Genomic DNA, 25,050 nt, shown 5'->3' with positions numbered 1-25,050 from the left:
TCAGCTCACCAATCCGGTCATGACGGCGACGGGGACGGAGACGAACCCGGCGGTCAGCGCGAGGGCCAGCAGGTTCGCGAGGGTTTTCAGCGCCCGGTCGCGGGCGGCGCTGCCGGCGCCGAGGGTCTGGGCGGCGCTCCAGAAGCCGTGCCGGACGTGGAGTCCCAGGGCGAGCACGGCCGCGATGTACACCGTGTTGCCGTACCAGGTGGAGAAGGTGTCCACGACGTTCTGGTACGGGTGGCCCTCCTGGAAGCCGCCCGGGTGGGCGTGGCCGGTGGTGAGGTCGAGGATGTGCCAGACGATGAACAGCGTCAGGATGATGCCGCCCCAGCGCATGGTGCGGGTGGCGTAGCTCGCCCGCGGCCGCTTGTGGACGTACGCCGTGGGCCTGGCCCGGATGTCGCGCCGGCTGAGCTGGTACGCGCTGACCGCGTGGCCCGCGACGGCGGCCAGCAGCACGATGCGCACCAGCCACAGCGCCCAGGAGTAGTGGAGCACGGGGGCGCCCATGGTCCGCAGCCAGTGCCCGTAGGCGTTGAACTCCTCCGGCCCGAAGAAGATCTTGAGGTTGCCGAACATGTGGGCGACCAGATAGCCGAGCATGATCAGCCCGCTGACGGCCATGACCGTCTTCTTGCCGAGGGTCGATCCCCAGAAGGTGCGCGTCATGGACGGTTTTCGCGCCGTCCGCGTGTCCAGAGCCATGGCGCCGACGGTAGGCCCGCACCCGACCAGAGGTCCAAGACATGATCCGGCTCACGTCGATAGGTCATGCCTATCGAGCGTCGTAGAGTGGGATCCATGCAGCTCCAGCAGCTCCGGTATTTCGTCGCGGTCGCCGAGACCCGGCACTTCACCCGCGCCGCCGAGCGCGTCCATGTCTCCCAGCCGTCGCTCTCCCAGCAGATCCGCGCCCTGGAGCAGGAACTCGGCGCGGACCTCTTCGGCCGGGCCCGCGGGAACATCGCGCTCACCGACGCCGGCGAGGCCCTTCTCCCGCTGGCCCGCAGGATCCTCGCGGACACCGAGACCGCCCGGCGCGAGGTGCAGGAACTGGCGCAGCTGCGTCGCGGCCGGGTCAGGCTCGGCGCCACGCCGAGCCTGTGCACCGGACTGCTGCCGCGGGTGCTGCGCACCTTCCACGACCGGCATCCGGGCATCGAGCTGATCATCGAGGAGTCCGGTTCGCACGACCTGGTCCGCGAGCTGGCCCGCGGAGCGCTCGACCTGGCCCTGGTGGTGCTCCCCCTGCCGTCCCCGTCCCCCGCCCTCACCACCGTCGAGCTGCTGCGCGAGGACCTGGTGGTGGTCTCCTCACCGGACTCCCCCGCCCCGCCGTCACCCCTGCGCGTCGCCGACCTCGCCGACGAGCCCCTGGTGATGTTCCGGCACGGCTACGACCTGAGGGACCTCACGGTCGCCGCCTGCCGCGCCGAGGGCTTCGAGCCGTCGTTCACGGTGGCCGGCGGCGAGATGGACGCCGTACTCGGATTCGTCCGCGCCGGCCTCGGGGTGGCCGTGGTCCCGGCGATGGTGGCCCAGGGAGCCGCCCGCGACCTCCGCACGACCCCCCTCGCCTCCCCCGGACTCCACCGCACCATCGCCCTGGCCCACCGCAGCGACGTCGCCCCGCCCCGCGCGGCCCGCGAACTCCAGCGGGTCCTCCTGGCGGCGACGTAGCCCCCCGGTCCGGAACCGCTCCCCACCCCTCCGGAGGCCCCCGTTCCAGCCCCGGCCCGCTCAAGGCCGGAGGCCCTCGTTCCAGCCCCGCCGGCGTTTGAGGCGCGGGGGCCCGGGGGCAGAGCCCCCGCCACGGCGCCGCTCCCGACAGCGCACGGGCCACGCACCCGCAGAAGCCCCCGCCCCGGGGCACGGCACCCCCACGAGGCACTCCGCCCCGGAGACCCCCACGCCCCGGCACCCGCAAACGCCCCAGCGGGACACCTTCACACCGCGTCGGCCATCACCAGCGCGTGAATCCGGTCCGGCGCACCGGGCCGCGCGTAGTACCACCCCTGCGCCGTGTCGCACCCCAGCTCGCGCAGCTGCTCCGCCTGCGCCCCCGTCTCCACGCCCTCCACGGTCACCGCGAGCTCCAGACTGTGCGCGAGCGACACGATCCCCTCGACGATCTTCAGGTCCACGGGGTCGCAGGGATGCTGCTGCATCCCCTGCGTGAAGGAACGATCCAGCTTCAGCACGCTCACCGGCAGCCTCCGCAGGTTCGCCAGGTTCGAGTACCCGGTGCCGAAGTCGTCGAGCGCGATGTCCACACCCATCTCCGACAGCTGGCGCAGCGGCTTGAGCAGGTCCTCGTCCGCGCCGATCAGCGCCGACTCGGTCACCTCCAGGCAGAGCGCCCCCGGCTCCAGCCCGGAGCGCTCCAGCACGTCGACGGTGTCCGCGACCAGCCCCGGGTGCTGGAGCTGCGCGGGCGAGAGGTTGACGTTGATCCGCAGCGGCCCCCCGTCCGCGTGCCGCCTGCTCCAGAAGCGGGCCTGGCGCACCGCCTCCTGGAGGACCCAGCGGCCCAGCGGCACGATCAGGCCCGTGCGTTCGGCGAGCGGGATGAAGCGGTCTGGTCCGAGGACCCCGTGCTGCGGATGGCACCAGCGCACCAGCGCCTCGGCCCCGTGCACCGTTCCGTCGCCGAGGTGCACGAGCGGCTGGTACTCGATGAAGAACTCGCCGCGCTCCAGCGCGGCGGGCAGCGCGGTGGTGAGCCCGTGCCGGGTGATCGCGCGGGCGTCCGCCTCCGGGTCGGCGAGCTCGAAGCGGTTGCCGCCCGCGGACTTGGCCCGGTACATGGTGATGTCGGCGCTGCGCAGCACCTCGGCGCTGGTCCGTTCGCCCGCCGGGCCCTCGACGATGCCGATGCTGCCGCGGACGGTGAACTCGCGGCCGTCGACGTTGATCGGTGAAGCGAGCGAGCCGAGGATGCGGGAGGCGAGTTCGTCGGCCTCCCGTTCGGTGTCCGGGCCGGTCGTCAGCGCCACGAACTCGTCGCCGCCGAGCCGTGCGACCATCTCGCCCGGTGCGGTCGCGCAGCTCTGGAGCCGGTCGGCGACTTCGACGAGGAGCCGGTCGCCGGTGGCGTGGCCGAGGCTGTCGTTGATGGCCTTGAAGCCGTCGAGGTCGAGGTAGCAGAGCCCGAAGCGGGCGCCCTCCCCGGCCGTGACCGCCTTCTCCAGGCGCTCGAAGAACAGCGTCCGGTTGGGCAGCCCGGTGAGGGCGTCGTGGGTGGCCTCGTAGCGCAGCCGCAGATTGAGCAGCCGGCGTTCGGTGGTGTCCTCCATCAGCGCGAGCTGGTACTGCGGCTCGCCCTCGGCGTCGCGCAGCAGGGAGACGGTGAGGTTGGTCCACAGCACCGTGCCGTCGTTGCGGTAGAACGGCTTCTCGGTCCGGTACTCCTCGCGCCGGCCGCTCACCAGTTCCCGGTAGAGGTCCCACACCTGGGGGCGGTCCTCGGGGTGCGCCCAGTCGCTCATCCGGCGTCCGCGGACGTGGTGTTCCAGGCCGCCGAACATCCGGGTCAGGGTGTCGTTGACCTCCAGGACGTTGCCGTCGAGGTCCGCGATGGCGATGCCGATCGCCGCGCCCTCGAAGACGGCCCGGAAGCGGACCTCGGTGTCGTGCATGGCCTGGAGCGCGTCGCTGCGGGCCATGAGCGAGGAGCGGGCGATGGCCTCCTGCTCGGCGAGGGTCCGCTCACGCAGTGCGTGCGCGAAGCCGGCGGCGACGGCGTGCTGGAGCCGTGCGCAGCGGGCACGGCTCTCGTCGGCGCTCTGCGCGGGGTCGCCGCAGTACAGGACGAGATAGGAGTCGATGACGCCGAGGGTGCGGCTCAGCGCCTCGGGGTCGGTGCAGTGGGCGTCGACGAGGGCGGCGCCCACCCGCTGGGCCGGCTGCGGGGTGAACGGCCGGGCGTGGAGCTCCTGGTGGAGCTCGCGGGCCACGGGCAGCAGATGCTGTTCGAATTCCGGCCGGGTCAGCGACGTGGCGGTGACGGGGAAGATCGCCCGGCTCCAGATGGTCGCGAATCGCCTCAGGCGGTCCTCCAGGGCGTCCGGCTCCTCCGCGGAGACGGCGGCCTGCGCGTCGGGCCTCACGCCTTGTGCCCCACCCCTGCGTAACCGGAGAACGCGTATGGGTCCTCCTGGTCGGCGGGCCCGTCGGGCCGCCAGTGGGGCATGGGCACGAGACCGGGCTCGGTCATCTCGAACCCCTCGAAGAACGCCGAGATCTCCTCGCGGCCCCGCATGGCCAGCGGCTGGCGGATGTCCCGGTACACACCGACCGCTCCGCCGGCCGCCTCGGGGGTCACCGGGACGCCCTCGTAGGAGGCGTGGGTCAGGATCAGCAGGCTGCCGGGGGCGAGTTCGTCGCGCAGGGCGGCAACGGCCGCGTACGGGTCGTCGCCGTCCTGGAGGAAGTGCAGGACGGCGACGAGGAGCAGGGCCACCGGGCGGTCCAGGTCGAGCAGGTCCCGTACTTCGGCGCTGTCGAGGATCTGGTTGGGCTTTCGCAGGTCCGCGGCGAGCACGGCGGACCGGTCGTCGCCCTCCAGCAGGCTGCGGCTGTGGGCGACGGCGACGGGGTCGTGGTCGACGTAGACGACGCGGGCGTCCGGCACGGCCCGGCGGGCCACTTCGTGGACGTTGCCGAAGGTGGGAATGCCGGAACCGACGTCGAGGAACTGCGTGATTCCCCGGCCGGCGGCGTAATTCACCGCGCGTCGCATGAACGCCCGGTTCGCCTGCATGATCTTCGGCAGGCCCGGCATGAACTGCATCGCCTTGCGGGCGGCTTCCCGGTCGACCTCGAAATTGTGCGAACCGCCCAGGTAGTAGTCGTACATGCGGGAAACGCTCGGCACCGATATGTCGATGCCATGCGGTGCCCAGGCGGGACGCTCCATCGATGTCTCCAACAAGTCGCCACGGAGGGTCGGCCATGTCCATGGCCAGTGTTCGAGCCGAGGCTACTGATCGCCCGCCAAGAGGGCGAGTCCAAACGGAAATTAGCGGTCCGTTCTTGGTCACACGACGTGGTCACGGGCGGGGCGGCGGGAAGTCGTCATATCGAGACGTCATGCGCACGCGTCATGACCGTTCGTCACCGGACGCCGGTACCTGTGGGACGCACATGCGCCCGGCCCGCCGGCACACCGGGGGTGTGCGACGGACCGGGCGCGGGCCGGAGCTGCGTGGGGACTACTTGGGTGCTCCGACCGGCTTGCCCTCCGGGGAGACGGCGTACCAGGTGCCGCCGACGCCCTGGCCGTTGGTGTCGCCGGGCTTGGCGTCCCCGGAGAAGGTGTAGATGGGCCAGCAGTCGATGGTCTGCTGGGCGATGCCGTCGGGGCGGTCGAAGGTGACGAAGCCCTTCTTCAGGATGCCGGCCGTGTCGTTCTTCTCGACGGGTTCGACGACGGGCCACTTCTCCAGGCAGGCGCCGGTGCAGGCCGTCTTCATGGGCCAGGCGGAGTCCTTCATGAAGCGGTAGACGGTCATGCCGTTCCGGTCCACGACGATGTCGCCGAGCTTGGGGTCCTTGCGCACCGAGAGCCCGGCGAGGTCGGCCTCCTCACCCCCGGCCTCCCCTCCGGCGGCCTCCTCGCCGCCGCCCGGCTGGGCCTTCTTCCCGTCCGGCGCCGAGGCGTACCAGGTGCCGCCCACGCCCTGGCCGTTGGCGTCGCCCGCCTTGGTGTCCTTGGCGTAGCGGTACATCGGCCAGCCGCCGATGGTGAGCTGCTTCGATCCGTCGGCCCTGGTCACCTCGCCGATCAGGGAGGGGTCGACGCCGGGGGCCGCGGTGGCACCGCCGGCGGCCACCACGGGCCAGGTCTTCGCGCAGTCGCCTTCGCAACTGGACTTCGGCGGCTTGGCGGTGTCCTTGTCGAAGCGGTAGAGGGTGAAGCCCGCGCTGTCCGTGACGACCTCGCCCAGCTCCTTGCTGTCCCAGACGGCCAGCTGGCCGGCGGGCTTGGCCTCGGCCGCCGCACCGCCCCCCGCGGAGCCGTAGCCCGCGTCCGCCCCGTAGCCGCCGTCGCCGGGGGCCGCGGGGTTCGCGGCGCCGACGGCCTGACCGTTGGGGGTCGTGGTGCCCTGGTCCTGACCGCACGCCGTCGTCAGCGCGAGTACGGCCGCCGCGGTCACCGCGAGCGAGGCGTTCCGCCAGGTGTTCATGTCCACTCCCGTAGTTCTTCCAGCCCGGTGCGGCGCCGCCCGGCGCCGTTCATGGCCCTAGGTACGGACGCGGGGGCGGCGGGTGTTCAACAGCGGGAGAAGAATCTTTCCGGTCGCGGACGCGAATGGTCGAAATACCTTTGACACCGGGCCAATTCGCCCCTGAACGCGGCGCCGCGAATTGGCCGGATCTCAACTCATCCCCGGCCGTCCGCAGGGCGTCCGCCGTCGATGCCGCGCAGGCCGTCCAGCGCTTCCCGGACCCGCGTGCGCAGTTCGTCGCTCCCCTTGTGCCCCGCGTCGTCCACGACGACGAGTTCGGCGCCGCGCCAGGAGCGGGACAGTTCCCAGGCCGTGTCCAGGGGGGAGCTCAGGTCGAGCCGCCCGTGGAAGAGGACTCCCGGAATTCCGTCCAGTCGCCCGGCGCCGTCCAGCAGCGCCCCCTCGTCGAGCCAGGCGCCGTGTGCGAAGTAGTGGGCGGCGATGCGCACGAGCGCGATCCGCGCGTCGTCGGGCCGTCCGCTGTAGACGTCGGGCGCCCCGTGCGGCTCCAGCGACAGGACGGCGTCCTCCCAGCGGCACCAGTCGGCGGCCGCCTGCTCTCGCACCGCAGGGTCGGGACTCTCCATGCGGCGGGCGTAGGCGGCGACCACGTCGCCGGGCCCCGCAGCCTCCGGCACCCCTGCGCGGAAGCGGTGCCACTGCTCGGGGAAGAAGCGTCCGACGCCCCGGTAGAGCCAGTCGATCTCCGACCGCCGGGTGGTGGTCACCCCGTTGACCACGATGCCGGCCACCCGATCCGGGTGCCGCTGCGCGTACGCGAGCAGCAGCGTCGACCCCCAGGACCCGCCGTGGAGCACCCACCGCCGGACGCCGAGGAATTCGCGCAGGCGCTCCATGTCGGCGAGGAGGTGGTGCGTCGTGTTGGCGCCCATGGCGGCGCCCGGGTCGGACGCGTGCGGCGTGCTGCGGCCGCAGCCGCGCTGGTCGAAGAGGACGATGCGGTACGCCGTCGGGTCGAAGTACCGCCGCATGCCGGGGACGCAGCCGGAGCCGGGGCCGCCGTGCACGACGAGGGCGGGTGTGCCGCGCGGGTTGCCGGACACCTCCCAGTGCACCCGGTTCCCGTCGCCGACGTCCAGCATCCCTTCGTCGTACGGCTCGATGGGCGGATACAGCTCTGCCATGACGTGTCCCCTCTCCTCGCCCGCCGCCGCGCGCCGCCCGTCCGGCGCGCACGACGCCCCGGTGGACGCCCCCTGCGGCGGTGGACGCCCGACAATACAACAGTGCTGTTATATTTCACGGATGTCTCCGACCGCCTCCGCCGCCTCCTCCGCCGCCGGGCCGGGCCCCGAACTCCTCGGCACCCGCCTGCGCCTGCTGCTGAGCCTGCTCGACGCCGACGTGGCATCGGTCCACGCGGACCTGGGCCTCACCGGCGTCCGCCCCCACTGGGTCCCGTACCTGCGCGCGCTCGCCGCCCGGGGACCGAGCTCGGTGCGGGACCTGGCAGCCGCGACGGGCGTGACCCACTCGGCGGCCAGCCAGACCGTCGCCCGGCTGGACCGCGAAGGGCTCGTCACCGTCGCCCCCGGCCGGGACGCCCGGCAGCGCATCGCCGCACTGACGGCACGGGCACGCGGCCTGCTGCCCGCGCTCGACGCCGAATGGGAGGCCACCGCGGCCGCGGCGGCGGCCCTCGAGGCGGAGCTCTCGTACCCGCTCAGCGCACTGGTCTCCGAAACCCTGGACGCACTGGAACGCCGCCCGCTGCGCGAACGCATCGCGGAGGCGGCCCCCCATCTCATCCGGCCCGCCCCCTGACCCTCCGACACGCCCGCCATGTCACCCCGGAGGACCGGCGGCGTGACCCGATTGCCCTACACCGATCGCGGGCCGATGGGGGCGCTCATAGCGTTTCGGTGATCGAGGAGCACTCCCCGATCTGTGCGGAAACGGTTCCGCAGCTGCTCCTCGGGGACCCGGAGGTCCGACCATGCGTGCGATACGTGCCGCATCCGCCGCTCTCGGAGCGGCCGCACTCGCCCTGACCGCTCCCACCGCCGCGTTCGCCGTCAACAACACGCCGTACGACTTCTCCGTGACACCGTCGACGGTGTCGGCGGGCGGCCGTGTGACCCTGACCGCCGGCGGCTGCCCGAGCACGACCACCGTGACGTCCGGCGTCTTCGACACCGTGACCATCCCCCAGAACGGCGCCGCCACGGCCGTCGTCGACTGGGACGCCCGGCCGGGCGCCGTCTACTCCGTCCAGTTCAACTGCATCGGGCGGATCGGCACCCTGGACCTGCGGATCGCGGGCGGCTCCGCCACGCCCACCGCCAGTTCCACCCGGCCCGCCGCCACCATCGCCCCGTCCGGTGTGCGCGGCGGCGAGGGCGGCAGCATCGACGGCATGAACACGGCGGAGATCGCGGCGGGCGGCGCGATGGTCGCGGCTGCGGCCACGGCCACCGTCCTGGTCCTGCGCCGGCGCTCGGCCGACCGCCGCCACTGATGCGAGCAGACCGCGCCGCCCCGCCCGGACAGCCCGTCGCCCCGAGTCCTGGTCCAGGACTCGGGGCGACGGGCAGCAGGCCGACCGGGAGGTTCGGCCGGTCAGACCTGGCCGCTGACGGTGCGGCGGCGGCGTGCGATGAAGACGCTGCCGCCCACCGCGGCGGTGGCGACCAGACCCGCACCGATGGCCATCTCGGTGCTGGTGGGTCCGATCGACCCGCCGAGGCCGCCCTGGGCGCCCCGGGCGGGAAGCACGGTGAACGAGGCGCTCGCGGTCTGCGAGCTGTCGTTGCACCGGACCGTCAGGTGGTAGCTGCCGGGCGCGGCGTTGTTGCGGACCCGGGCGGTGGCGGTGGACTCGCCGCCACGGTCGCCCCGCGGGGAGAGCGTGGCGTCGGGGAAGGCGTTCGAGCTGACGGTGCCACCGCGGCGGCATCCGTCGGCAGTGATCGTCAGGGTGCCTCCGGGGAAGACCGAGGAGGGGCTGACTTGGACGTTCCTCGGGCCGTCCCCACCGCCGGCGGCGGCCAGTGGAGCGCAGAGCCCGACGGCCGCGAAGGCGGTCGCGGTCACCGCGAGAGCGCGGGTAGCACGCATCGTTGAACCTCCAGCGGAAGACGCTCCGAAGCGGCGCTCCGGGATATTCGACGAGGACGCCTTCCACCAGGAACCATCACCGAGGGTGGCATCCCTCGCATTTCGGGCTTGGGCCACCCCGGTGAGGCGACACGCCGCGCCGCGCCGCCCCGACCTGACGGAGTCGCAGGTCACAGACCGTCAGATGTATTTATCCGCTCGTTACTCGGATGGGTCACCCCGACTGGCCCCGCCACCCGTTCGCCCTTCCCTGATCGCCGCCCCGGGCGCGCGTGCTTAGCGTGCCTGCATGCGCATTAAGGGGAGAACCACGAGCCGGGACACCTTCGGCAGGGAGCGGGGACGGCGCTCGCCCTGGGGCGTGCTGGCGCTCGTCATGCTCAGCGGGATCGCGCTCATGAAGAACGGCGTCGACGTCGGGCTCGGTCCGCCGCAGCCCGCCGCGGCGGCGTCCCTCGGCAGCCACACCGGGGAGACGTTCCTGCCGGTGCCGCTCGAACCGCTGCCGTACGCGCCCCCGGCCACGGTGCGGCTGCCGTCCATCGACGTCGACGCCCCGATCATGGACGTCGGGCTCGACGACAAGGGCTGGATCGCGGCGCCGCCGCCGCAGGACCCGAATCTCGCGGGCTGGTTCCAGAACGGCGTCGCCCCCGGCCAGCGCGGCACCGCCGTGATCGTGGGCCATGTCGACAACCAGGCGGGCCCCGCCGTCTTCTACGGCCTCGGTTCGGTGAAGAAGGGCCAGCTCGTCGAGGTGCCCCGCCTCGACGGCCGGGTAGCGGTCTTCGAGGTCTACGGCGTGGAGGTCTTCTCCAAGCACGACTTCCCGGGGGTGCGGGTCTACGGCGACACCGGCCAGCCGGAGCTGCGGGTGATCACCTGCGGCGGCGGCTACACCAAGGCGGACGGCTACGACGGCAACGTCGTCGTCTTCGCGCGGATGGTCAAGACGCGCTGACCCGCCGTACGTCATGTCCGGAGCCCCCGCGGCGGTGCCGCGGGGGCTCCGGACATGACGTACGGACCGGGGGCGGGGGCCTCAGACGCGGGGGACGGTGATGCGGTAGCCGGCGTCGACGAGGCGCGGGAGGTAGCGGCGCAGCGCGGCGACGCTCTGGGAGCGGTCGCCCCCGGCGTCGTGGGAGAGCACCACCACGCCGGGGGCGGCGCCGTCCATGACCCGGCGGACGATCGTGCCGGTGCCGGGCTCCGTCCAGTCCAGGGTGTCCACGGTCCAGGCGAGCGGCTCCATGCCGAGTTCGGCGCCGATCTCGAAGGAGTGCTTGTTCCAGGCCCCGTACGGGGCGCGGTACCAGCGCGGTGCCGCGCCGACCGTCTTCTCGACGATGTCGCTGGTGCGGCCCAGTTCGCGGCGGATCGCGGACGGGGCGAGTCCCGGCACGAGCGGGTGGGACCAGGTGTGGTTGCCGATCAGATGCCCGCCGTCGGCCATCTCGCGCAGCAGGTCGGGGTGGTACCGGGCCATCTCCCCGCAGACGAAGAACATGGCGGGCACGCCGTGGGCGCGCAGTGTCTCGAGAACGGCGGGGGTGTAGCGCGGATCGGGTCCGTCGTCGAAGGTGAGGACCATGGTCCGGCCCTCGCCGGGCAGCTCCAGGAGCGGACGGGTGCGGACCGGCGGCAGGGCGCGCCGGGCGAGGGGCGCCTGCGCGGTCATGGGCTGCAGGCGGTAGGCGGATGCCTGCTGAGGGCGGGCGGCGGCCTCGGGGCCCCTGGCCGGGGGTGCCGCCCCGGGTCTGCCGCCGGGCGCGGCACGCTCGGGCATGCCCGAGCGTTCGGTGGCCAGCAGACCTCCCAGGACCGCGGCGCCGGAGAGGGCGGCGGCGACACGCAGTACGGAGCGGCGCGGAACGAGTGGCTGATCCTTTTCCATGGCCCACTGCTCGCACGGCCGTCGCCCCGCACGCACGACCGACACGGGGAGGCGGCGGATTCAACCCGGCTGGCGCAAGGGGCGGGGCGGCGGCCCGGACGGCCGGTCCGCCGGCCGGGCGGTTAGCCTCGAAGGCGTGACTCAGCGACAGCCGTCCCAGGGGTTCGAACGCGGCACGGACGGGCCGAAGGTGATCGTCGCCGGAGTGGACGGGTCGGACTCGTCGCTGCGGGCAGCCGCTTACGCCGGCGGGCTCGCCCGCCGTCAGGGGGCGCTGCTGGCGATCGTGTACGTGCAGCCGGTGATGCCGGCGGGTGCGGCGCTCGGGGTACCGGTGGCCGGCACCACCGAGGAGATCGCCGAGGGGCTGGCCGCCGAGATCCGTGCGGCCGCCGAGAGGCTGCGCGGCGTCTGGGACGTGCGGTGGGAGTTCCACACCTTCCGCGGTGACCCGTACACGGGACTGGTCACCGCGGCCGACGAACTGAAGGCGGACGCCGTGGTGGTGGGCGCGTCGGAGTCGGCGGGGCACCGGATCGTCGGGTCGGTCGCGGTCCGCCTGGTCAAGGCGGGCCGCTGGCCGGTGACGGTCGTGCCCTGACCCCGTGGGCTCAGCGGCCCATGACCAGGCCGTCCCCGGCCGCGCCGCGGCCGAGGACCGCCGCGGTGACGGCGGCCAGCGCGGTGTGGTGCTCCGGCCGGGCGGAGCCCTTCGCGACGGCGTCGGCCAGGTTGACGACCCGGCCCGCGACGGTGTCCATCCACTGCGGGACGTACTCGGCGCGGGTGACCTCCCAGCGCTCCCCGGGCGTCGCGGGCGGGGAGAAGGTGAACCGGGCGATGGAGCCATGGTTGCCGCGAGGGTCGTGGACGCCCTCGTAGTTGATCATCGCGCCGGCGATCTGGTCGCCCATGCCGTAGACGACCCAGGTGCCGTTCACCTTCTCGTACGCCTGGGGGACGTGGGCGTGGGTGCCGAGGATGAGGTCGATGTCCGGGCGGCCGCCGGTCGCGGAGGCGGTCAGTTCGCGGGCGAGGGCGAGCTGCCGGCCGTCGGGGGCGGTCTGCCATTCGGTGCCCCAGTGGAGGCTGACCACGACGACGTCGGCACCCGCCCGGCGGGCGGCGCGGGCGTCGTCGACGATCCGCTGACGGTCGATGAGCGCCACGCTCCACGGGCGGTCCTCGGGCAGCGGGATGTCGTTGGTGCCGTAGGTGTAGGCGAGCTGGGCCACCTCGGCGCCGCCGGCCGTGAGCCGGGCGGGCCGGCCGGCCTCCTGCTCGGTGCGGGCGGACCCGGCGTGGGCGACGCCGGCACGGTCGAGGGCGTCGAGGGTGCGGGCGATGCCGGGCGCGCCGTCGTCGAGGGTGTGGTTGGAGGCCGTGGAGCAGGAGTCGTAGCCGGTGTCGGCGAGGGCGCGGGCGATCTCGGGCGGGGACTTGAAGGAGGGGTAGCCGCTGTAGTCGCCGTTCTCGCCGTACACGGTCTCCATGTGGCAGATGGCCAGGTCGGCGGCGGAGACGACCGGGGCGACTCCGGCGAGCATGGGGCGGAAGTCGTGTCCGGTGCCGCCCGCGTCGGCGGCGGCCTGTTGGATCACGGACGCGTGCGGGAGGACGTCGCCGCTGGCGGCCAGGGTGAAGGGGCGCTCGGCGGCACGGGCGCCCCCGGCCGCGGAGGGGGCCTGTCCGGCGGGGGGCGCCGTCCGCGGCCGGGCGGGGTCGGCCGCGCAGCCGGCGGCACAGGCCAAGGCGGCGAGGGCGGCGCAGGCGAGCGCGGTGCGGCCGGGGCGGCGGCCGCGCGGGCGGGGTGGGGTCGAGGGCATCGCAACCAGCCTCCGAATTATCTTATTTACGGCATATCGGACTGCCGACGAGACAGGGGCGGCCCGGACGAGTCAAGCGACGCCACCGCCGGGTCGCTGCAACGGCCGCCCTCGGCACCGCTCCCACGGGCCGCCACCGCCCGGCGACCGCGCCTGACGGGCGGCGGCTGACCGGGGCCCGGGGTCCCGGACAGCGGCCTGCCGGGTGCCGGGGCCGGGAGGCGCGGCACGTCCGGAGATCCCGGACCGCACGACCGGGCGGGGGCCGGGAGACACCGGACCCCGGAAGGCCGCCCCGCCTCCCCGACCGCGGCCCGTCGGAGGCCGGAGGCCGGAGCGCGCGGCACAACCGGCCGCGAGGCGGCCGCGGGCGCCGGACGGTGCGACCGCCCGCCGCACGGCCACCGGTCCGGCACCCCGGCCGACCGTTCACCGCACCACTCACCGCCCGGTGCGACCGTTCGCCGACGACCCCGGTACGGCGTCTGTCGCGGCGCCGCCCGATGCGTTCGTATACGCCACGTGACGGCGACCTACGGGTGAAGGGGTGTTGGCAATGGCGACGGCGACCGCGACCACCGACGAGAGGGCCATGGCGGAACTCCAGCGCGAGCACGGGCCCGCGCTGCTGAGTTTCCTGCTCGGCCTGACGTACGGGGACCAGCAGCGCGCCGAGGACCTGCTCCAGGAGACGCTGGTGCGCGCGTGGCAGCACCCCGAGGCGTTCGACGCCCCCTACGAGTCCATGCGGCCGTGGCTGTTCACCGTCGGCCGCCGCCTCGCCATCGACGCCCGGCGCTCCCGGCTCGCCCGCCCCGCCGAGATCGGCGACGGCGTCCTCGCCACCACCCCCGACCCGGCGGACCGCACCGAGAGCGCCGTCGCCGCACTCGACGTACGGGCCGCCGTCGGCTCCCTCAGCCCCGAGCACCGCGCCGTACTGGTGAAGATCTACTTCCACGGCCTGAGCGTCAACGAGGCCGCCGAGGCGCTCGGCATCCCGCCCGGCACCGTGAAGTCGCGCTCCCACTACGCGCTGCGGGCGCTCGCCCGCGGCCTGCCCGGCTACAGCAGGCGGCCCGTCCCACCCGCCCCGCGGACCACGGTCGTACGCGACTCCCCCACCGGGCACGGCCTCGGCGCCTCCGTATGCCGAACGTCACGCCGCAGTTGAGCCATTCGGGGCCCCGGGCCGTCGCAGACGGTGGAGGCTCGTGCACGAGACCCGGAGAACCGACGTCGAAGGTGGGGGAAGGCATGCGGCCCGAGAGCACCGGAGGGGCGGGGCTGGCCGTCCCGATGTCCTGGCTGTGCGCCGAGTACACGGCGGACGTGATCCTGCGCACCGGCGGGCTGGTGCCCCCGGGCTCCCTGGAGTTCCGCGCGGGACAGCGCGTCCTCGCCCTCACCGTCCACCTGGGCGACGGCGCCGCCGCCGGAACGTTCGCCGCCGGAGGCGCGCCGGACACCGACGAGTGGCTCTCCCTCACCGCCGCCGGGCGGCCCTGGCCCGACTGGGTCGGCGACCGGCTCGCCGCCCGGGAGCGGCACGGCGGCCCCGACCCCGACCTGGCACTCGCGACGGCAACCTGGCACTGGCTGCGCACCACCCACGTGTACGCCACGGACCTCGGCGACCTCGAACCGTGGCACCCCTCCCGCCCGCGCCCCGGCAGCGTCGACGAGAGCCGCAGGGCGTGGACGCCCGCCTGGGAGCTGGGCCTGCCGCTCGGCCACCTGGCCGTCCGCCTCTGGTGAGCGCCGCCGGACGGCTCAGCCGACGACCCGCCGGCCGGACGACGAGTGCACGCCCGCCCGGTACTTGGGCACGCGGACGGTGATCTTCATCCCGGCGCCCGCGGCCGTCTCGATCACCAGCCCGTGGTCGTCCCCGTAGACCTGGCGCAGCCGCTCGTCGACGTTGAGCAGCCCGATGCCCGATGCCGTGGGCCCCCGGCCGGCCAGGATCGCGCGCAGCACCTCGGGGTCCATGCCGACGCCGTCGTCCTCGATGGTCACGACGGCCTCGGCGCCCGCGTCCCGGGCGGCGATGGTGACCCGGCACTCGGCGCGCGAGTCCTCCAGCCCGTGCTTGACCGCGTTCTCGACCAGCGGTTGCAGACACAGGAATGGCAGCGTCACCGGCAGCACCTCGGGCGCCACCTGGAGGGTGACCTTCAGCCGGTCGCCGAACCGCGCCCCGGCCAGGGCCAGGTACTGCTCGATGCAGCGCAGTTCGTCGGCGAGGGTGGTGAAATCGCCGTGCCGGCGGAACGAGTACCGGGTGAAGTCGGCGAACTCCAGCAGCAGGTCCCGGGCGCGTTCCGGATCGGTGCGCACGAACGAGGCGATGGCCGCCAGTGAGTTGAAGATGAAGTGCGGCGAGATCTGGGCCCGCAGGGCACGGATCTCCGCCTCGATCAGCCGGGTGCGCGAGCGGTCCAGCTCGGCCAGCTCCAGCTGCACCGACACCCACCGGGCGACCTCGGTCGCCGCCCGCACCAGGACCGCCGACTCCCGCGAGCCGTAGGCGACGAGGGTGCCGAGCACCCCCTCCTCACCGCTGAGCGGGGCGATCACGAACCAGCGCAGCGGGCACTCCAGGTCCGCGCACTCCGAGCGCACGCTCTGGCTGCGCCCGGACCCGAGCACTTCGGCGACCCGGACCATCACCTGCTCCCGGTGGTGGTCGCCGCCCGGACCGTCCCAGGCGAGCACCCGCTCCCGGTCGGTCAGGCACAGGGCCTCCGTGCCGAGCAGCGACCGCAGCCTGCGGGCGGCCTTGCGGGCCGTGTCCTCGGTGAGCCCCGCCCGCAGCGGCGGCGCCGCCAGCGATGCCGTGTGCAGGGTGTGGAAGGTGGCGCGTTCGACCGGTGTGCCGAGGTCGAGGTCCGCCTTGGCGCCCCGCCGCGCGGTGCCCCTGCCCGCCGCGAACCCGACGGCGAGCAGCACCGCGCCCGCGGCGGCGAGCGCCGCCGCCTCCATGCCCGTCATCGCTCCGCACCTTCCGTCTGCTGTCTGCCGGCGAGGTCCTCGGGGAGGTGCAGCCGGGCGAGGATCGCCGCCGCCCCCGCGGGTATGTGGCGGGGGGTGGCCAGCGACACGGTCACCATGGTCAGGAAGCCCAGCGGCACCGACCAGACGGCGGGCCACGCCATCAGCGTGTGTGCCCAGCCCTCGGGGGGCAGTCCCGCCCGGGTCGCCATCACGGCCGTCAGCGCCGCCCCGCCGCCGGCCACCAGTCCGGCCGCCGCGCCGGGGGGCGTCAGCCGCCGCCACCAGATGCCGAGCACCAGCAGCGGGCAGAACGAGGAGGCCGACACGGCGAACGCCAGCCCGACGGCGTCGGCGACCGGCACGTTGCTGGTCACCACGGACAGGCACAGCGGGACCGTCATGGCCACCAGGGTCGCCAGCCGGAAGTGCCGCACCCCGCGCGATGGCAGCACGTCCTGGGTGATCACCCCGGCCACCGACATCGTCAGTCCGGAGGCCGTCGACAGGAACGCCGCGAACGCCCCGCCCGCGAGCAGAGCGCCCAGCAGTTCCCCCGCCAGGCCCCCGATCACCCGCTCCGGCAGCACCAGGACCGCCGCGTCCGCCGCGCCGGTGAGCGCGAGCTCCGGCGCGTACACCCGCCCCAGCGCTCCGTAGACCGGGGGCAGCAGGTAGAATGCGCCGATCAGTCCCAGCACCACGAGCGTGGTCCGCCGGGCCGCCCGTCCGTTGGGGCTGGTGTAGAAGCGGACCGCGACATGGGGCAGCCCCATCGTGCCGAGGAATGTCGCCAGGATCAGTCCGTACGTCGCGTACAGCTGGTAGCCGTCCCGCCCCCCGGACAGCGGCTGCGACCAGCTGACCGGGTCCGTGCCCGACACCGTCCGCTCCGGTACCGGGGCCCCCTTCGGCAGACCGAGCTCGGTGCCCGCCTCGATCCGGTGGGTGCCCGGGGCGAGGGTGACGCGGTCGCCGCGGTGCCGCTCGCCGTCGACGGTGCCGGTGACCGTCACCGTCAGCGGGGCGCCGAGATCGACGCGTACGGTGTCGCCGACCCGGATGTCGGTGTGCTCGCGCAGCACGGCGGGCGCGTCGAACCGGGCACGCGGGGCGTCGTCACCGGCCCACGCGGCCACCAGGAACAGCGCCGGCACCAGCAGGGCGGTCAGCTTCAGCCAGTACTGGAACGCCTGGACGAAGGTGATGCTGCGCATCCCGCCCGCCGCGACCGCCCCGATGACCACCACGGCCACCACCAGCGACCCCAGCCAGTCCGGGGCGCCGGTGAGGATCTCCAGGGTCAGCCCGGCGCCCTGGAGCTGGGGCAGCAGGTAGAGCCAGCCGATCCCGACGACGAAGAGGCTCGCCAGCCGGCGCACCACCGCGGACTCCAGCCGGGCCTCGGCGAAGTCGGAGAGCGTGTACGCCCCGGAACGGCGCAGCGGAGCGGCGACGAGCACCAGCAGGACCAGGTAGCCGGCCGTGTACCCCACGGGGTACCACAGCATGTCCGGTCCCTGGAGCAGCAGCAGCCCGGCGATGCCGAGGAAGGAGGCGGCGGAGAGGTACTCGCCGCTGATGGCCGCCGCGTTCAGCCCCGGCCCCACCGTGCGGGAGGCCACGTAGAAGTCGGAGGTGGTGCGGGATATGCGCAGCCCCAGCGCGCCGATCAGGACGGTGGCGAGGACCACGGCGGTGACGGCGGCCACCGCGTAGGTCTGGTTCACGTGTCAGCGGCCTTCGACGAGCCGGGTGAAGTCGCGTTCGTTGCGCTCGGCCCTGCGCACGTACCAGCGGGCCGTCAGCCACATCACCGGGTACACACCGAATCCGAGCGCCGCCCAGACGAACGGAGCCGGCGACCCCGGGGAGCCGCCGAGCGCGGCGGGCAGGGCGAACAGCAGCGGCAGCGAGCCGACGAACAGCGCCAGGGTGCCCAGCGCCCACAGTGCCGCGCGCAGCTGGCTGCGCATCAGGGACCGTACGTAGGTGGTGCCGAGGGTGGTCTGCTCGGTGATCTCGGAACGCGCGGGCGCGTACCCCGGCGGACGGCGTGCGGCACGCGGCACACCGGTGACCACCTCGCGGCGCGGGGGGTGCTCTGCAGACATCGTCGTCCGCTCCAGCGTCTGTCGGAGGACTGGGACGGGGGCGTCGGGGACGGCCCGGGAAAGGGGAGTCTACGCAGCGGTGATTACCGACGGTAGAGATCTGCGGCGGAGGATCGCGCCCGCCGCTCAGGAGCGCCCGGGCCGGGCGCAGTCGCTGAGCGCGATCTCCAGTTCGACGTAGGACTCCTCGGCGCGCCGGAACGCGACCTCCAGGGCCGCCTCCGCCCGGGGTCCGGCGAGGCCGCGGGCGGACTCCCGGATGTCCTCGAGCACATCGGCCCAGCGGCCCGCGGCACTGCGCGCCGCCGCCAGCAGCGCCGCCAGCTCGACGGGTCCCGTCGGTCTGGCCGAGGGGAGGCCGCGCAGCTCGTCGAGCAGTGCTTCGATGTCGGACATCGGACCCCTTTCCCCGGAGTGATCAAGGTTAGGGCCACGGCCGGCCGCGCGGCCCCCGCCCTCCGGTCCGGCTCGCCCAGCGGCGCTCCGGGTCGCCGTGCGGCGTCCCCGCCACGACGAGCGGGCGGGTTCAGGGGGTGAGCGGTCCGCCGCGGGCGGGTGCGAAGGCGCGGGGTGCGCGGGCGCGGGAGCCGGCGCGACGCGGTCGAGGCGAACGCCGACGGGACCGCGCGGGGTGCGCGGGAGCGGGAGCCGGTCGTCCGGTCAGGCCGGCCCGGGGGGCTTCGGTGTGCGGGGCTGCATGAGGAGGTCCCGGAGCTGGCGGGCGTGGCGGCGGCTGACCGCCAGCTCCGCGGTGCCCACGCGCACGCTCGTCGCCCCCGCGTCCAGGCGGAGTTCGTCGATGCGGCCGAGCGCCACCAGATGGCTGCGGTGGATGCGGACGAAGCCGCGGGCGGCCCACCGCTCCTCCAGCGTCGACAGCGGGATCCGCACCAGGTGGGAGCCGTCGGCCGTGTGCAGACGGGCGTAGTCGCCCTGGGCTTCGACGTAGGTGATGTCGTCGACGGGCACGAAGCGCATCACACCGCCGAGCTCGACGGGTATCTGCTCGCCCGCCGGCCCCGGCACCACCGCCGGCCCCGCCGGACCGCCCGCCTCCGCGGTCCCGGTGCCGGGCCGCCCGGCAGCCTGCCGGGCCGCCTGTTCCCCGGCGTGCTGGGCGGTCACCAGCTCCCGCGCCCGGCGCACCGCCTCGGCCAGCCGCTCCCGGCGGACCGGCTTGAGCACGTAGTCGACCGCCTTGAGGTCGAAGGCCTGCACGGCGAAGCCCTCGTGGGCGGTGACGAAGACGATCTGCGGCGGCCTGGCGAATCCGGCGAGCAGCCGGGCGACGTCGAGGCCGGTGAGACCGGCCATGTGGATGTCGAGGAAGACGACGTCGATCGCCTCCTCGCTGTCCGGCCCGGCGTCGAGCGCCCTGCCGATGCGGCGCAGGGCCTCGGTGGCGTCGGTCGCGCCCTCGGCGCTGCGGATCCGGGAGTCGGCCCGCAGCAGGTAGAGCAGCTCCTCGAGCGCAGGTTTCTCGTCGTCGACAGCCAGTACGCGCAGCATGCTGCGGAGTGTAGAGGCGCCCGCCGGGGCGGGGCCACGGCGAGGCGGGGCACGGCTTTGCGATCGCGTGCCACCGGTGGCCCGGGAGTTGAGCAGAGCGCGTCCGCGCCGCGTATAGCAGGGTGACCGCCCGTAACACCAGGAATCGAGGACCCCCGATGAGCAGCCAGCAGCCGCACCGCGATGTGGCCGCCTATGCGCTGGGCGTCCTGGAGCCGGGTGACGCGCTCCGGTTCGAGGAGCATCTGGGCCGCTGCCCCCGCTGCGCCGCGCAGCTGACCGGTTTCACGGGCGCGGCCCGGGCCGTCGCGGAACTCGCGGCGCACGGCGGCCCGGTGGTGCCCTCGCCGGGCCTGCTGGAACGGCTGGCGCTCGGGGTGCGGGAGCGGCGGCGGCGCGACGGCCGGCGGCGGCTGGCGCTCGCCGCCGTGGCGGCGGTGCTGGTCGTGGGGACCCCCGCCGCCGTGGTGGCCGCCCGGGACCCGGCGCCGGCCACGGTGCAGCGGGTGGTGGCGAGGGACCCGGTCTCCGGGGTGCGGGCCTCGGTGGCGCTGGCGGACCGCGGCTGGGGAACCGAGGTCGCGATGCGGCTGACGGCCCTGCCCGGCCCGCGGGTCTGCCGTCTCGTTGCGATCGGCAAGGACGGGGCGGAGCATCCGGTGCTCAGCTGGTGGGTGCCGGACGGGGGTTACGGGGTGGCCGACGGCCCCGGGCGGGCGGGCCCGCTGGACATCGCGGGCGGGACCGATCTGCATCCCGCCGAGATCGGCCGCTGGGAGGTCCGGGGCGAGAACGGCGAACGGCTGCTGTCCATCGGCGGCTGAGGCCCGCGTTTCCTCCCGTGCCCGCGTTTCCTCCCGTGCCCGCGTTTCCCCCCGTGCCCGCGTTTTCCCCCCGTGCCCGCGGCTCACTTCAGCAGCCGCGAGAGTCTGCGGTCCGCCAGCGGCCGGCCGCCGGTCTGGCAGGTCGGGCAGTACTGGAGGGAGGAGTCGCTGAAGGACACCTCGCGCACGGTGTCGCCGCACACGGGGCAGGGCAGGCCGGTCCGGCCGTGCACCCTGAGCCCGCTCTTCTTCTCCGACTTGAGGCGCCCCGCGGCCAGTCCGCGGGAGCGTTCGACGGCGTCCCGCAGCGTGGTGCGCAGCGCCTCCCAGAGGACGTCCACATCGTGCTCGTCGAGGTTCTGGACCGGTTTGAAGGGGGACATCCGGGCGGCGTGCAGGATCTCGTCGCTGTAGGCGTTGCCGATGCCGGCGATCAGCCCCTGATCGCGCAGGGCGCCCTTGACCTGCCGCCGTTCGCCTTCCAGGACGGCGGCGAACGCGGCCCGGTCGAAGCCCTCGTCGAGCGGGTCGGGGCCCAGCGAGGCGATCCGGGGCACGTCGGAGGGGTCCCGGACGAGGTGGACGGCGAGGCGTTTGGTGGTGCCCGCCTCGGTGAGGTCGAAGCCGGCGCCGTCGGTGAGGGCGACCCGCAGGGCGAGCGGCCCCTTTCCGGGGCGCGGTGGCGCCGCGGGCATGTCGTCCGTCCACCGGAGCCAGCCGGCGCGGGCGAGGTGGACGATGAGCCGGAGCCCGCCGGCCTCGATGTCGAGCCACTTGCCGTGCCGCCGGACGCCGGTGACCTCGGCTCCCTCCAGCGCGGTGGGCGGAGGGTCGTAGGTCTTGAGCACACTGATGGCCACGGGCGTCACCCGGGCGATCTCCCGGCCGGTGAGCCGCTCGTCGAGGAACGCGCGCAGTGCTTCCACCTCGGGCAGTTCTGGCATGGCTCCACCTTGCCGCACGGGCCGTCGCGCCGCGAAGCGACAGCGAGGGGGCCGGCAGCGGGCAGGGCCCCGCGCCGTCGCCGCTCAGGCCGCGCCGAACAGGGTGTCGAGGGCGGTGAGCTCCTCGCCGAGGGCGGCCGCGAGCCGGTCCGCGTCGGGCACGGCCTCGCCGTCCGCGACGAGTCCCGCGTAAACCTGCCCGCCGTAGGTGGAGAAGGCGACGGCGAGTGCGTGACCGCGGGCCAGGGGCGCCATCGGGTAGATCTCGCGCAGGGGACGGCCGCCGAGGGAGAGCGCGGCGCGGGGCAGCGGGACGCTGGTGACGAGGAGGTCGAAGAGGACCCGGGCGGCCCCGCCGGCGAGCGGCGCCCCGAACCGGTGGGCGAGCGGTGGCAGCTGGTCGGCGAGCAGGGCCACCGCGCCCGGGCCGCGGGCGGGACCGGCTGCCTTGTTGCGGTCCATCGCCTCCCGTACGGCCTCCAGCCTGCGGCGGGGGTCCGGTTCCGCGACGGGAAGGCCGAGCAGGTAGGCGGAGAGACGGTTGCCGGAGCCGGCCGGCTGCCCCGGGCGGCGGCGGGACACGGGGACCAGCGCCCGCGGTCCGGCGGCGGGCAGCCGGTCGCCGCGTTCGCGCATCCAGCGTCCGAGGGCTCCGGCCACCACGGCCAGCAGGACGTCGTTGGCGGTGCCCCCGGCCGTGCGGCGCACCCGGTGCACGGCGTCGAGCGGAAGCACGGCCGTGGCGAGCCGGCGGGTGCCGCTCGGGGCGGCCGACAGCGCGGGCATGCCCCGGGGGTCCAGGCGGCCGGCCCGGACGAGGGAGGCCCCGACGCCGACGGCCCGGCCCAGCTCCTCGACCCGGGACTGCGCGAGGCCGGCCAGCCGCCGCAACCCCGCCGGCGCGGCGGACACGGGCACGGACGCCGCACGGCGGCGCGCCGCGGCGGCGCGGGCGTCGGCGATCTCGTCGAAGATCCCGGCTCCGATCGCGACGGCGCGCATGCCGTCCGCGAGTGCGTGGTGCAGTTTGACGAGCACCGCGCAGCGGGTGTCGTCCGGGGAGCGCAGCAGGTACATCTCCCACGGCGGCAGTCCCCGTTCGAGGGGGCGCTCCATCAGCTCTCCCGCGGCTTCGGTGACCGCCCGGCCGAAGTCCTCGCCGCCGAGGCGGAGTTCCCGCACGTGCCGCCGGACGTCGAAGTCCCGGTCCGTGGTCCAGGCCGACCCCCCGACGGGGAGCAGGACGTCGCGGACCCGCATCCGCAGCCGGGGGATGGCGGCGGCACGCTCGGCGAGCAGCTCCGCGAGGTCCGCGGGGCCCTCGCCGGGTGCCGGGCCGAAGACGGCGAGGGCGCCCAGGTGCATCGGGTGGCCGGCCGACTCCAGGTGCCAGAACGCCAGGTCGAGCGGGGCGAGCAGCTCAGTGGTCACGGGGTCCTCATGTCTCCTGGAGGCCGGGACTCCGCAGTCAATCGCCTGCGAACGGTCACGGTCAAGCACGAATCATGCACCTACGGTCAACATCGTGTTTCGGTCAGAGTGCGTCCGGTCAGGGCGCGTCCCGTTCCGGGACGGCGAACTCGCACCACACGCTCTTGCCACCGCCCCGCGCCTCGACACCCCAGGCGTCCGAGAGCCGGTCCACGAGCAGCAGGCCGCGGCCGGACACTCCGTCCTCCCCGGCCTCCCTGCGCCGGGGCAGCGCGCTGGAACGGTCCTCCACCTCGACCCGCAGGCGCCGCCGGCCGCCGGTGAGGACGCGCACGGTGACGACGGCTCCCCCGTCGGTGTGCATCAGCGCGTTGGTGATCATCTCGTCGGCCGCCAGTTCGATGTCGTGGGCCCGCTCCCGGGCTCCCCAGGCGCGCACCGCCGCGCGCACCATGTGACGTGCCGCGCGCAGGCCCTCGGGGTCGTTCTGGGCGACGTGCTGCTGGAGCCGCCCGCCCGCCTGCGGCGCGAGGGCGCCCTTGCGCCGCAGGAGCAGCAGGGCCACGTCGTCGTCGCCGCCCCGCTCGTCGACGACCTCGCACAGGTGGTCGGCGAGCAGCTGGAGGTCGCGCGGCCCGTCGTGGACGAGGGAGGTCAGCAGCTGCATCCCGTCGTCGAGGTCGGCGCCAGGCTGCTCCACCAGGCCGTCCGTGTACAGCAGCAGCGTCTGCCCGGGGTCGAGTTCGAGAGTGCTGACCGGGTATTCGAGCCGGCCGAACTCCGCCGAGAGGCCCAGCGGCAGCCCTCCGGGCGCCGGGACCCTGCGGCAGCTGCCGTCGTGGTCCCTGATCAGCGGGTCGACGTGGCCCGCGCGGACGATCTGCACCACGCCGGTGGTGAGGTCCGCCTCCGCGTAGGTGCAGGTGGCGAAGCGGTCGGTGTCCAGCGCGTCCAGGAAGACCGAGGCGCGGGCCATCACGGTGGCCGGGGTGTGGCCCTCGGCCGCGTAGGCCCGCAGCACGATCCGCAGCTGGCCCATGACGGCGGCCGCGTGGGTGTCGTGGCCCTGGACGTCCCCGATGACGGCGCCGACCCGTCCGCTGGGCAGTGGGATGACGTCGTACCAGTCGCCGCCGATGTCGCGGCCGAAGCGCGCCGAGCGGTAGCGCACCGCGATCTGCGCCCCGGACACGTCCGGGATGCGGCGCGGCAGCATCGCCTGCTGGAGCCCTTCGGCGAGGTCGTGCTCCTGCTCGTAGAGGACCGCGCGCTGGAGGCTCTGCGCGATGCTGCTGCCGAGGGCGACGAGGACGTTGCGCTCGTCCGCCGTGAACCCGCTCTTGTCCCGGTAGAGCAGCCCGAGCGCGCCGATGGGCTTGGCCTGGGCGATGAGCGGGAGGTAGGCGGCGGAGGAGATGCCGAGACCGCTGATGTGCGGCCACAGCACCGGGTAGGAGTCGGCGAAGTCCTGCGCCGACTCGATGAAGCGCGGCGCGAGGGTGCGCACCACCTCGCTCATGGGGTACTGCTCGTCGACGCGGGTGTAGCGGGTGCCCGGCACGAAGGAGCCCTCGGGTCCCTCCGCGACAAGGTGGATCCGGCCCGATTCGAGCAGCCCCATCACCAGGCTGGCCGCGCCGAGCAGCTTGAGGCCCCCGGACCCCTTGAGCAGCTCGATGATGTCCTCGACGGTCCTCGCGTGCGCGAGCGCGGCCGTGGTCGACTCGACGACGCCGGTCTGGCGGCGGCGCTCGTCGTCGACGTCCACGCTGGCGGCGGCGTCCGCGAGCTCCTGGGTCGCGTCGCGCACGATGCCGATGATGCGCACCGGGCGGCCGCTCTCGTCACGCCGGACGCACCCCTGGGTGTGCGTCCACCGCAGGGTGCCGTCGCGCCGGCGGATGCGGAAGTAGGCGCCGTAGCGGTCGACGCCCCGCTTGAGGGCCTGGGTCACCATCGTGTCCAGCCGCACGCCCTCGTCCGGCGGCACCCGCACGCCGAGGGAGGCCGGGCGGCCGTCGTACTCGTCGGGGCGCAGGTCGAAGACGTCCAGGCCGAGCGCGTCCATGTGCATGACGCCGCTGGTGAGGTCCCAGTCGAAGAGGCCCATGCGATTGAGGGTCAGACTCGTGTCCGCGTGCGCCGGCCAGTCGTCGGGCAGCGACAGGGCACCCGCTGCCCGATCAGCCATGGGGCCACT

The 25,050-nt window shown here is 74.3% G+C and carries 24 protein-coding genes; 8 read left to right on the top strand and 16 right to left on the bottom strand.

From position 1 onward, the window contains the following. On the bottom strand, nucleotides 1-708 hold the full coding sequence (locus tag IAG43_RS29900) for a succinate dehydrogenase (RefSeq protein WP_187743778.1): 708 nt from the start codon (nucleotides 706-708) through the stop codon (nucleotides 1-3). A 96-nt stretch (nucleotides 709-804) separates the two neighbouring features. On the opposite strand from IAG43_RS29900, the gene IAG43_RS29895 reads away from it, so the two are divergent. Continuing rightward, complete coding sequence (locus tag IAG43_RS29895) at nucleotides 805-1,683, top strand: LysR family transcriptional regulator (RefSeq protein WP_187743777.1); 879 nt, start codon at nucleotides 805-807, stop codon at nucleotides 1,681-1,683. A 266-nt stretch (nucleotides 1,684-1,949) separates the two neighbouring features. On the opposite strand, the gene IAG43_RS29890 is transcribed toward IAG43_RS29895, so the two are convergent. The 4 genes from IAG43_RS29890 to pip all read right to left on the bottom strand — a co-directional run bounded on the left by IAG43_RS29890 (nucleotide 1,950) and on the right by pip (nucleotide 7,378). Further along, nucleotides 1,950-4,112 (bottom strand): putative bifunctional diguanylate cyclase/phosphodiesterase, encoded by a 2,163-nt coding sequence (locus IAG43_RS29890; RefSeq protein ID WP_187743776.1) that lies wholly within the window; start codon nucleotides 4,110-4,112, stop codon nucleotides 1,950-1,952. Next, on the bottom strand, nucleotides 4,109-4,921 hold the full coding sequence (locus IAG43_RS29885) for an SAM-dependent methyltransferase (protein ID WP_187743775.1): 813 nt from the start codon (nucleotides 4,919-4,921) through the stop codon (nucleotides 4,109-4,111). Before IAG43_RS29885 ends, IAG43_RS29890 begins: the two co-directional genes overlap by 4 nt. Nucleotides 4,922-5,216: 295 nt before the next feature. Then, entirely contained in the window at nucleotides 5,217-6,191 is a 975-nt protein-coding gene (locus IAG43_RS29880) for an SCO0930 family lipoprotein (RefSeq protein WP_187743774.1), read from the bottom strand. A gap of 197 nt (nucleotides 6,192-6,388) precedes the next feature. Continuing rightward, entirely contained in the window at nucleotides 6,389-7,378 is a 990-nt protein-coding gene (pip, locus tag IAG43_RS29875; protein ID WP_187743773.1) for a prolyl aminopeptidase, read from the bottom strand. Between the two features lie 121 nt (nucleotides 7,379-7,499). Between pip and IAG43_RS29870 the strand changes: the two genes are divergently transcribed. Both IAG43_RS29870 and IAG43_RS29865 read left to right on the top strand, forming a co-directional pair. After that, nucleotides 7,500-8,018 carry a MarR family winged helix-turn-helix transcriptional regulator gene (locus tag IAG43_RS29870; protein WP_187743772.1) on the top strand — a complete coding sequence of 173 codons (519 nt, stop codon included), beginning with the start codon at nucleotides 7,500-7,502 and terminating at the stop codon, nucleotides 8,016-8,018. A gap of 172 nt (nucleotides 8,019-8,190) precedes the next feature. Continuing rightward, nucleotides 8,191-8,712 (top strand): hypothetical protein, encoded by a 522-nt coding sequence (locus IAG43_RS29865; protein ID WP_187743771.1) that lies wholly within the window; start codon nucleotides 8,191-8,193, stop codon nucleotides 8,710-8,712. Nucleotides 8,713-8,813: 101 nt separating this feature from the next. On the opposite strand, the gene IAG43_RS29860 is transcribed toward IAG43_RS29865, so the two are convergent. Continuing rightward, complete coding sequence (locus tag IAG43_RS29860; protein WP_187743770.1) at nucleotides 8,814-9,311, bottom strand: hypothetical protein; 498 nt, start codon at nucleotides 9,309-9,311, stop codon at nucleotides 8,814-8,816. A 289-nt stretch (nucleotides 9,312-9,600) separates the two neighbouring features. On the opposite strand from IAG43_RS29860, the gene IAG43_RS29855 reads away from it, so the two are divergent. Further along, nucleotides 9,601-10,272, top strand: coding sequence for a class F sortase (locus IAG43_RS29855; RefSeq protein ID WP_187743769.1), 672 nt, complete (start codon nucleotides 9,601-9,603; stop codon nucleotides 10,270-10,272). A gap of 81 nt (nucleotides 10,273-10,353) precedes the next feature. Here the strand turns inward: IAG43_RS29855 and IAG43_RS29850 are convergent, their stop codons facing one another. Then, nucleotides 10,354-11,208 carry a polysaccharide deacetylase family protein gene (locus IAG43_RS29850; RefSeq protein ID WP_187743768.1) on the bottom strand — a complete coding sequence of 285 codons (855 nt, stop codon included), beginning with the start codon at nucleotides 11,206-11,208 and terminating at the stop codon, nucleotides 10,354-10,356. A gap of 136 nt (nucleotides 11,209-11,344) precedes the next feature. Here IAG43_RS29850 and IAG43_RS29845 point away from each other — a divergent pair, with 136 nt between their 5' ends. Continuing rightward, the gene (locus IAG43_RS29845) at nucleotides 11,345-11,809 is read left to right on the top strand and encodes a universal stress protein (protein WP_187743767.1); all 465 of its coding nucleotides are present in this window, start codon (nucleotides 11,345-11,347) and stop codon (nucleotides 11,807-11,809) included. A gap of 10 nt (nucleotides 11,810-11,819) precedes the next feature. Here IAG43_RS29845 and IAG43_RS29840 read toward each other — a convergent pair whose 3' ends face one another. After that, nucleotides 11,820-13,034 carry a CapA family protein gene (locus IAG43_RS29840; RefSeq protein WP_187743766.1) on the bottom strand — a complete coding sequence of 405 codons (1,215 nt, stop codon included), beginning with the start codon at nucleotides 13,032-13,034 and terminating at the stop codon, nucleotides 11,820-11,822. Nucleotides 13,035-13,590: 556 nt separating this feature from the next. On the opposite strand from IAG43_RS29840, the gene IAG43_RS29835 reads away from it, so the two are divergent. Together IAG43_RS29835 and IAG43_RS29830 are read left to right on the top strand one after the other, a co-directional pair. Continuing rightward, on the top strand, nucleotides 13,591-14,208 hold the full coding sequence (locus IAG43_RS29835) for a sigma-70 family RNA polymerase sigma factor (RefSeq protein WP_187743765.1): 618 nt from the start codon (nucleotides 13,591-13,593) through the stop codon (nucleotides 14,206-14,208). Nucleotides 14,209-14,291: 83 nt separating this feature from the next. Then, nucleotides 14,292-14,792, top strand: a complete 501-nt coding sequence (locus tag IAG43_RS29830) for a hypothetical protein (RefSeq protein WP_187743764.1) — start codon at nucleotides 14,292-14,294, stop codon at nucleotides 14,790-14,792. 15 nt (nucleotides 14,793-14,807) lie between these two features. Here the strand turns inward: IAG43_RS29830 and IAG43_RS29825 are convergent, their stop codons facing one another. The 5 genes from IAG43_RS29825 to IAG43_RS29805 all read right to left on the bottom strand — a co-directional run bounded on the left by IAG43_RS29825 (nucleotide 14,808) and on the right by IAG43_RS29805 (nucleotide 19,651). After that, on the bottom strand, nucleotides 14,808-16,028 hold the full coding sequence (locus IAG43_RS29825; protein ID WP_187743763.1) for a sensor histidine kinase: 1,221 nt from the start codon (nucleotides 16,026-16,028) through the stop codon (nucleotides 14,808-14,810). Continuing rightward, a complete protein-coding gene (locus IAG43_RS29820; protein WP_187743762.1) occupies nucleotides 16,025-17,758 on the bottom strand; it encodes a sodium/solute symporter in 1,734 nt (577 codons plus the stop codon). The genes IAG43_RS29825 and IAG43_RS29820 overlap by 4 nt, the downstream gene beginning before the upstream one ends. A 3-nt stretch (nucleotides 17,759-17,761) precedes the next feature. Next, entirely contained in the window at nucleotides 17,762-18,142 is a 381-nt protein-coding gene (locus IAG43_RS29815; RefSeq protein WP_187743761.1) for a hypothetical protein, read from the bottom strand. A gap of 126 nt (nucleotides 18,143-18,268) precedes the next feature. Continuing rightward, nucleotides 18,269-18,538: a hypothetical protein gene (locus IAG43_RS29810; RefSeq protein WP_187743760.1), complete on the bottom strand. Its 270-nt coding sequence runs from the start codon at nucleotides 18,536-18,538 to the stop codon at nucleotides 18,269-18,271. A 264-nt stretch (nucleotides 18,539-18,802) separates the two neighbouring features. Then, nucleotides 18,803-19,651, bottom strand: coding sequence for a LytR/AlgR family response regulator transcription factor (locus IAG43_RS29805; protein WP_187743759.1), 849 nt, complete (start codon nucleotides 19,649-19,651; stop codon nucleotides 18,803-18,805). Nucleotides 19,652-19,809: 158 nt separating this feature from the next. Between IAG43_RS29805 and IAG43_RS29800 the strand changes: the two genes are divergently transcribed. Beyond that, nucleotides 19,810-20,475 (top strand): zf-HC2 domain-containing protein, encoded by a 666-nt coding sequence (locus tag IAG43_RS29800; RefSeq protein ID WP_187743758.1) that lies wholly within the window; start codon nucleotides 19,810-19,812, stop codon nucleotides 20,473-20,475. Nucleotides 20,476-20,558: 83 nt separating this feature from the next. Here IAG43_RS29800 and IAG43_RS29795 read toward each other — a convergent pair whose 3' ends face one another. The 3 genes from IAG43_RS29795 to IAG43_RS29785 all read right to left on the bottom strand — a co-directional run bounded on the left by IAG43_RS29795 (nucleotide 20,559) and on the right by IAG43_RS29785 (nucleotide 25,041). Next, entirely contained in the window at nucleotides 20,559-21,419 is an 861-nt protein-coding gene (locus IAG43_RS29795) for an Fpg/Nei family DNA glycosylase (protein ID WP_187743757.1), read from the bottom strand. A gap of 84 nt (nucleotides 21,420-21,503) precedes the next feature. Further along, a complete protein-coding gene (locus IAG43_RS29790) occupies nucleotides 21,504-22,850 on the bottom strand; it encodes a wax ester/triacylglycerol synthase family O-acyltransferase (RefSeq protein ID WP_187743756.1) in 1,347 nt (448 codons plus the stop codon). Between the two features lie 118 nt (nucleotides 22,851-22,968). Continuing rightward, complete coding sequence (locus IAG43_RS29785; RefSeq protein WP_187743755.1) at nucleotides 22,969-25,041, bottom strand: SpoIIE family protein phosphatase; 2,073 nt, start codon at nucleotides 25,039-25,041, stop codon at nucleotides 22,969-22,971. Nucleotides 25,042-25,050: the final 9 nt, after the last annotated feature.

The sequence above is a fragment of the Streptomyces genisteinicus genome (genome assembly GCF_014489615.1).
GTDB classification, from domain to species: domain Bacteria; phylum Actinomycetota; class Actinomycetes; order Streptomycetales; family Streptomycetaceae; genus Streptomyces; species Streptomyces genisteinicus.
This window is presented reverse-complemented; position numbering and strand designations above follow the sequence as displayed.

Coding starts and splice junctions, on each gene's coding strand:
- IAG43_RS29900 (WP_187743778.1), bottom strand. CDS start 708: ATGGCTCTGGACACGCGGACGGCGCGAAAACCGTCCATGACGCGCACC.
- IAG43_RS29895 (WP_187743777.1), top strand. CDS start 805: ATGCAGCTCCAGCAGCTCCGGTATTTCGTCGCGGTCGCCGAGACCCGG.
- IAG43_RS29885 (WP_187743775.1), bottom strand. CDS start 4,921: ATGGAGCGTCCCGCCTGGGCACCGCATGGCATCGACATATCGGTGCCG.
- IAG43_RS29880 (WP_187743774.1), bottom strand. CDS start 6,191: ATGAACACCTGGCGGAACGCCTCGCTCGCGGTGACCGCGGCGGCCGTA.
- pip (WP_187743773.1), bottom strand. CDS start 7,378: ATGGCAGAGCTGTATCCGCCCATCGAGCCGTACGACGAAGGGATGCTG.
- IAG43_RS29870 (WP_187743772.1), top strand. CDS start 7,500: ATGTCTCCGACCGCCTCCGCCGCCTCCTCCGCCGCCGGGCCGGGCCCC.
- IAG43_RS29865 (WP_187743771.1), top strand. CDS start 8,191: ATGCGTGCGATACGTGCCGCATCCGCCGCTCTCGGAGCGGCCGCACTC.
- IAG43_RS29860 (WP_187743770.1), bottom strand. CDS start 9,311: ATGCGTGCTACCCGCGCTCTCGCGGTGACCGCGACCGCCTTCGCGGCC.
- IAG43_RS29855 (WP_187743769.1), top strand. CDS start 9,601: ATGCGCATTAAGGGGAGAACCACGAGCCGGGACACCTTCGGCAGGGAG.
- IAG43_RS29850 (WP_187743768.1), bottom strand. CDS start 11,208: ATGGAAAAGGATCAGCCACTCGTTCCGCGCCGCTCCGTACTGCGTGTC.
- IAG43_RS29840 (WP_187743766.1), bottom strand. CDS start 13,034: ATGCCCTCGACCCCACCCCGCCCGCGCGGCCGCCGCCCCGGCCGCACC.
- IAG43_RS29835 (WP_187743765.1), top strand. CDS start 13,591: ATGGCGACGGCGACCGCGACCACCGACGAGAGGGCCATGGCGGAACTC.
- IAG43_RS29830 (WP_187743764.1), top strand. CDS start 14,292: ATGCGGCCCGAGAGCACCGGAGGGGCGGGGCTGGCCGTCCCGATGTCC.
- IAG43_RS29825 (WP_187743763.1), bottom strand. CDS start 16,028: ATGACGGGCATGGAGGCGGCGGCGCTCGCCGCCGCGGGCGCGGTGCTG.
- IAG43_RS29815 (WP_187743761.1), bottom strand. CDS start 18,142: ATGTCTGCAGAGCACCCCCCGCGCCGCGAGGTGGTCACCGGTGTGCCG.
- IAG43_RS29810 (WP_187743760.1), bottom strand. CDS start 18,538: ATGTCCGACATCGAAGCACTGCTCGACGAGCTGCGCGGCCTCCCCTCG.
- IAG43_RS29805 (WP_187743759.1), bottom strand. CDS start 19,651: ATGCTGCGCGTACTGGCTGTCGACGACGAGAAACCTGCGCTCGAGGAG.
- IAG43_RS29800 (WP_187743758.1), top strand. CDS start 19,810: ATGAGCAGCCAGCAGCCGCACCGCGATGTGGCCGCCTATGCGCTGGGC.
- IAG43_RS29795 (WP_187743757.1), bottom strand. CDS start 21,419: ATGCCAGAACTGCCCGAGGTGGAAGCACTGCGCGCGTTCCTCGACGAG.
- IAG43_RS29785 (WP_187743755.1), bottom strand. CDS start 25,041: ATGGCTGATCGGGCAGCGGGTGCCCTGTCGCTGCCCGACGACTGGCCG.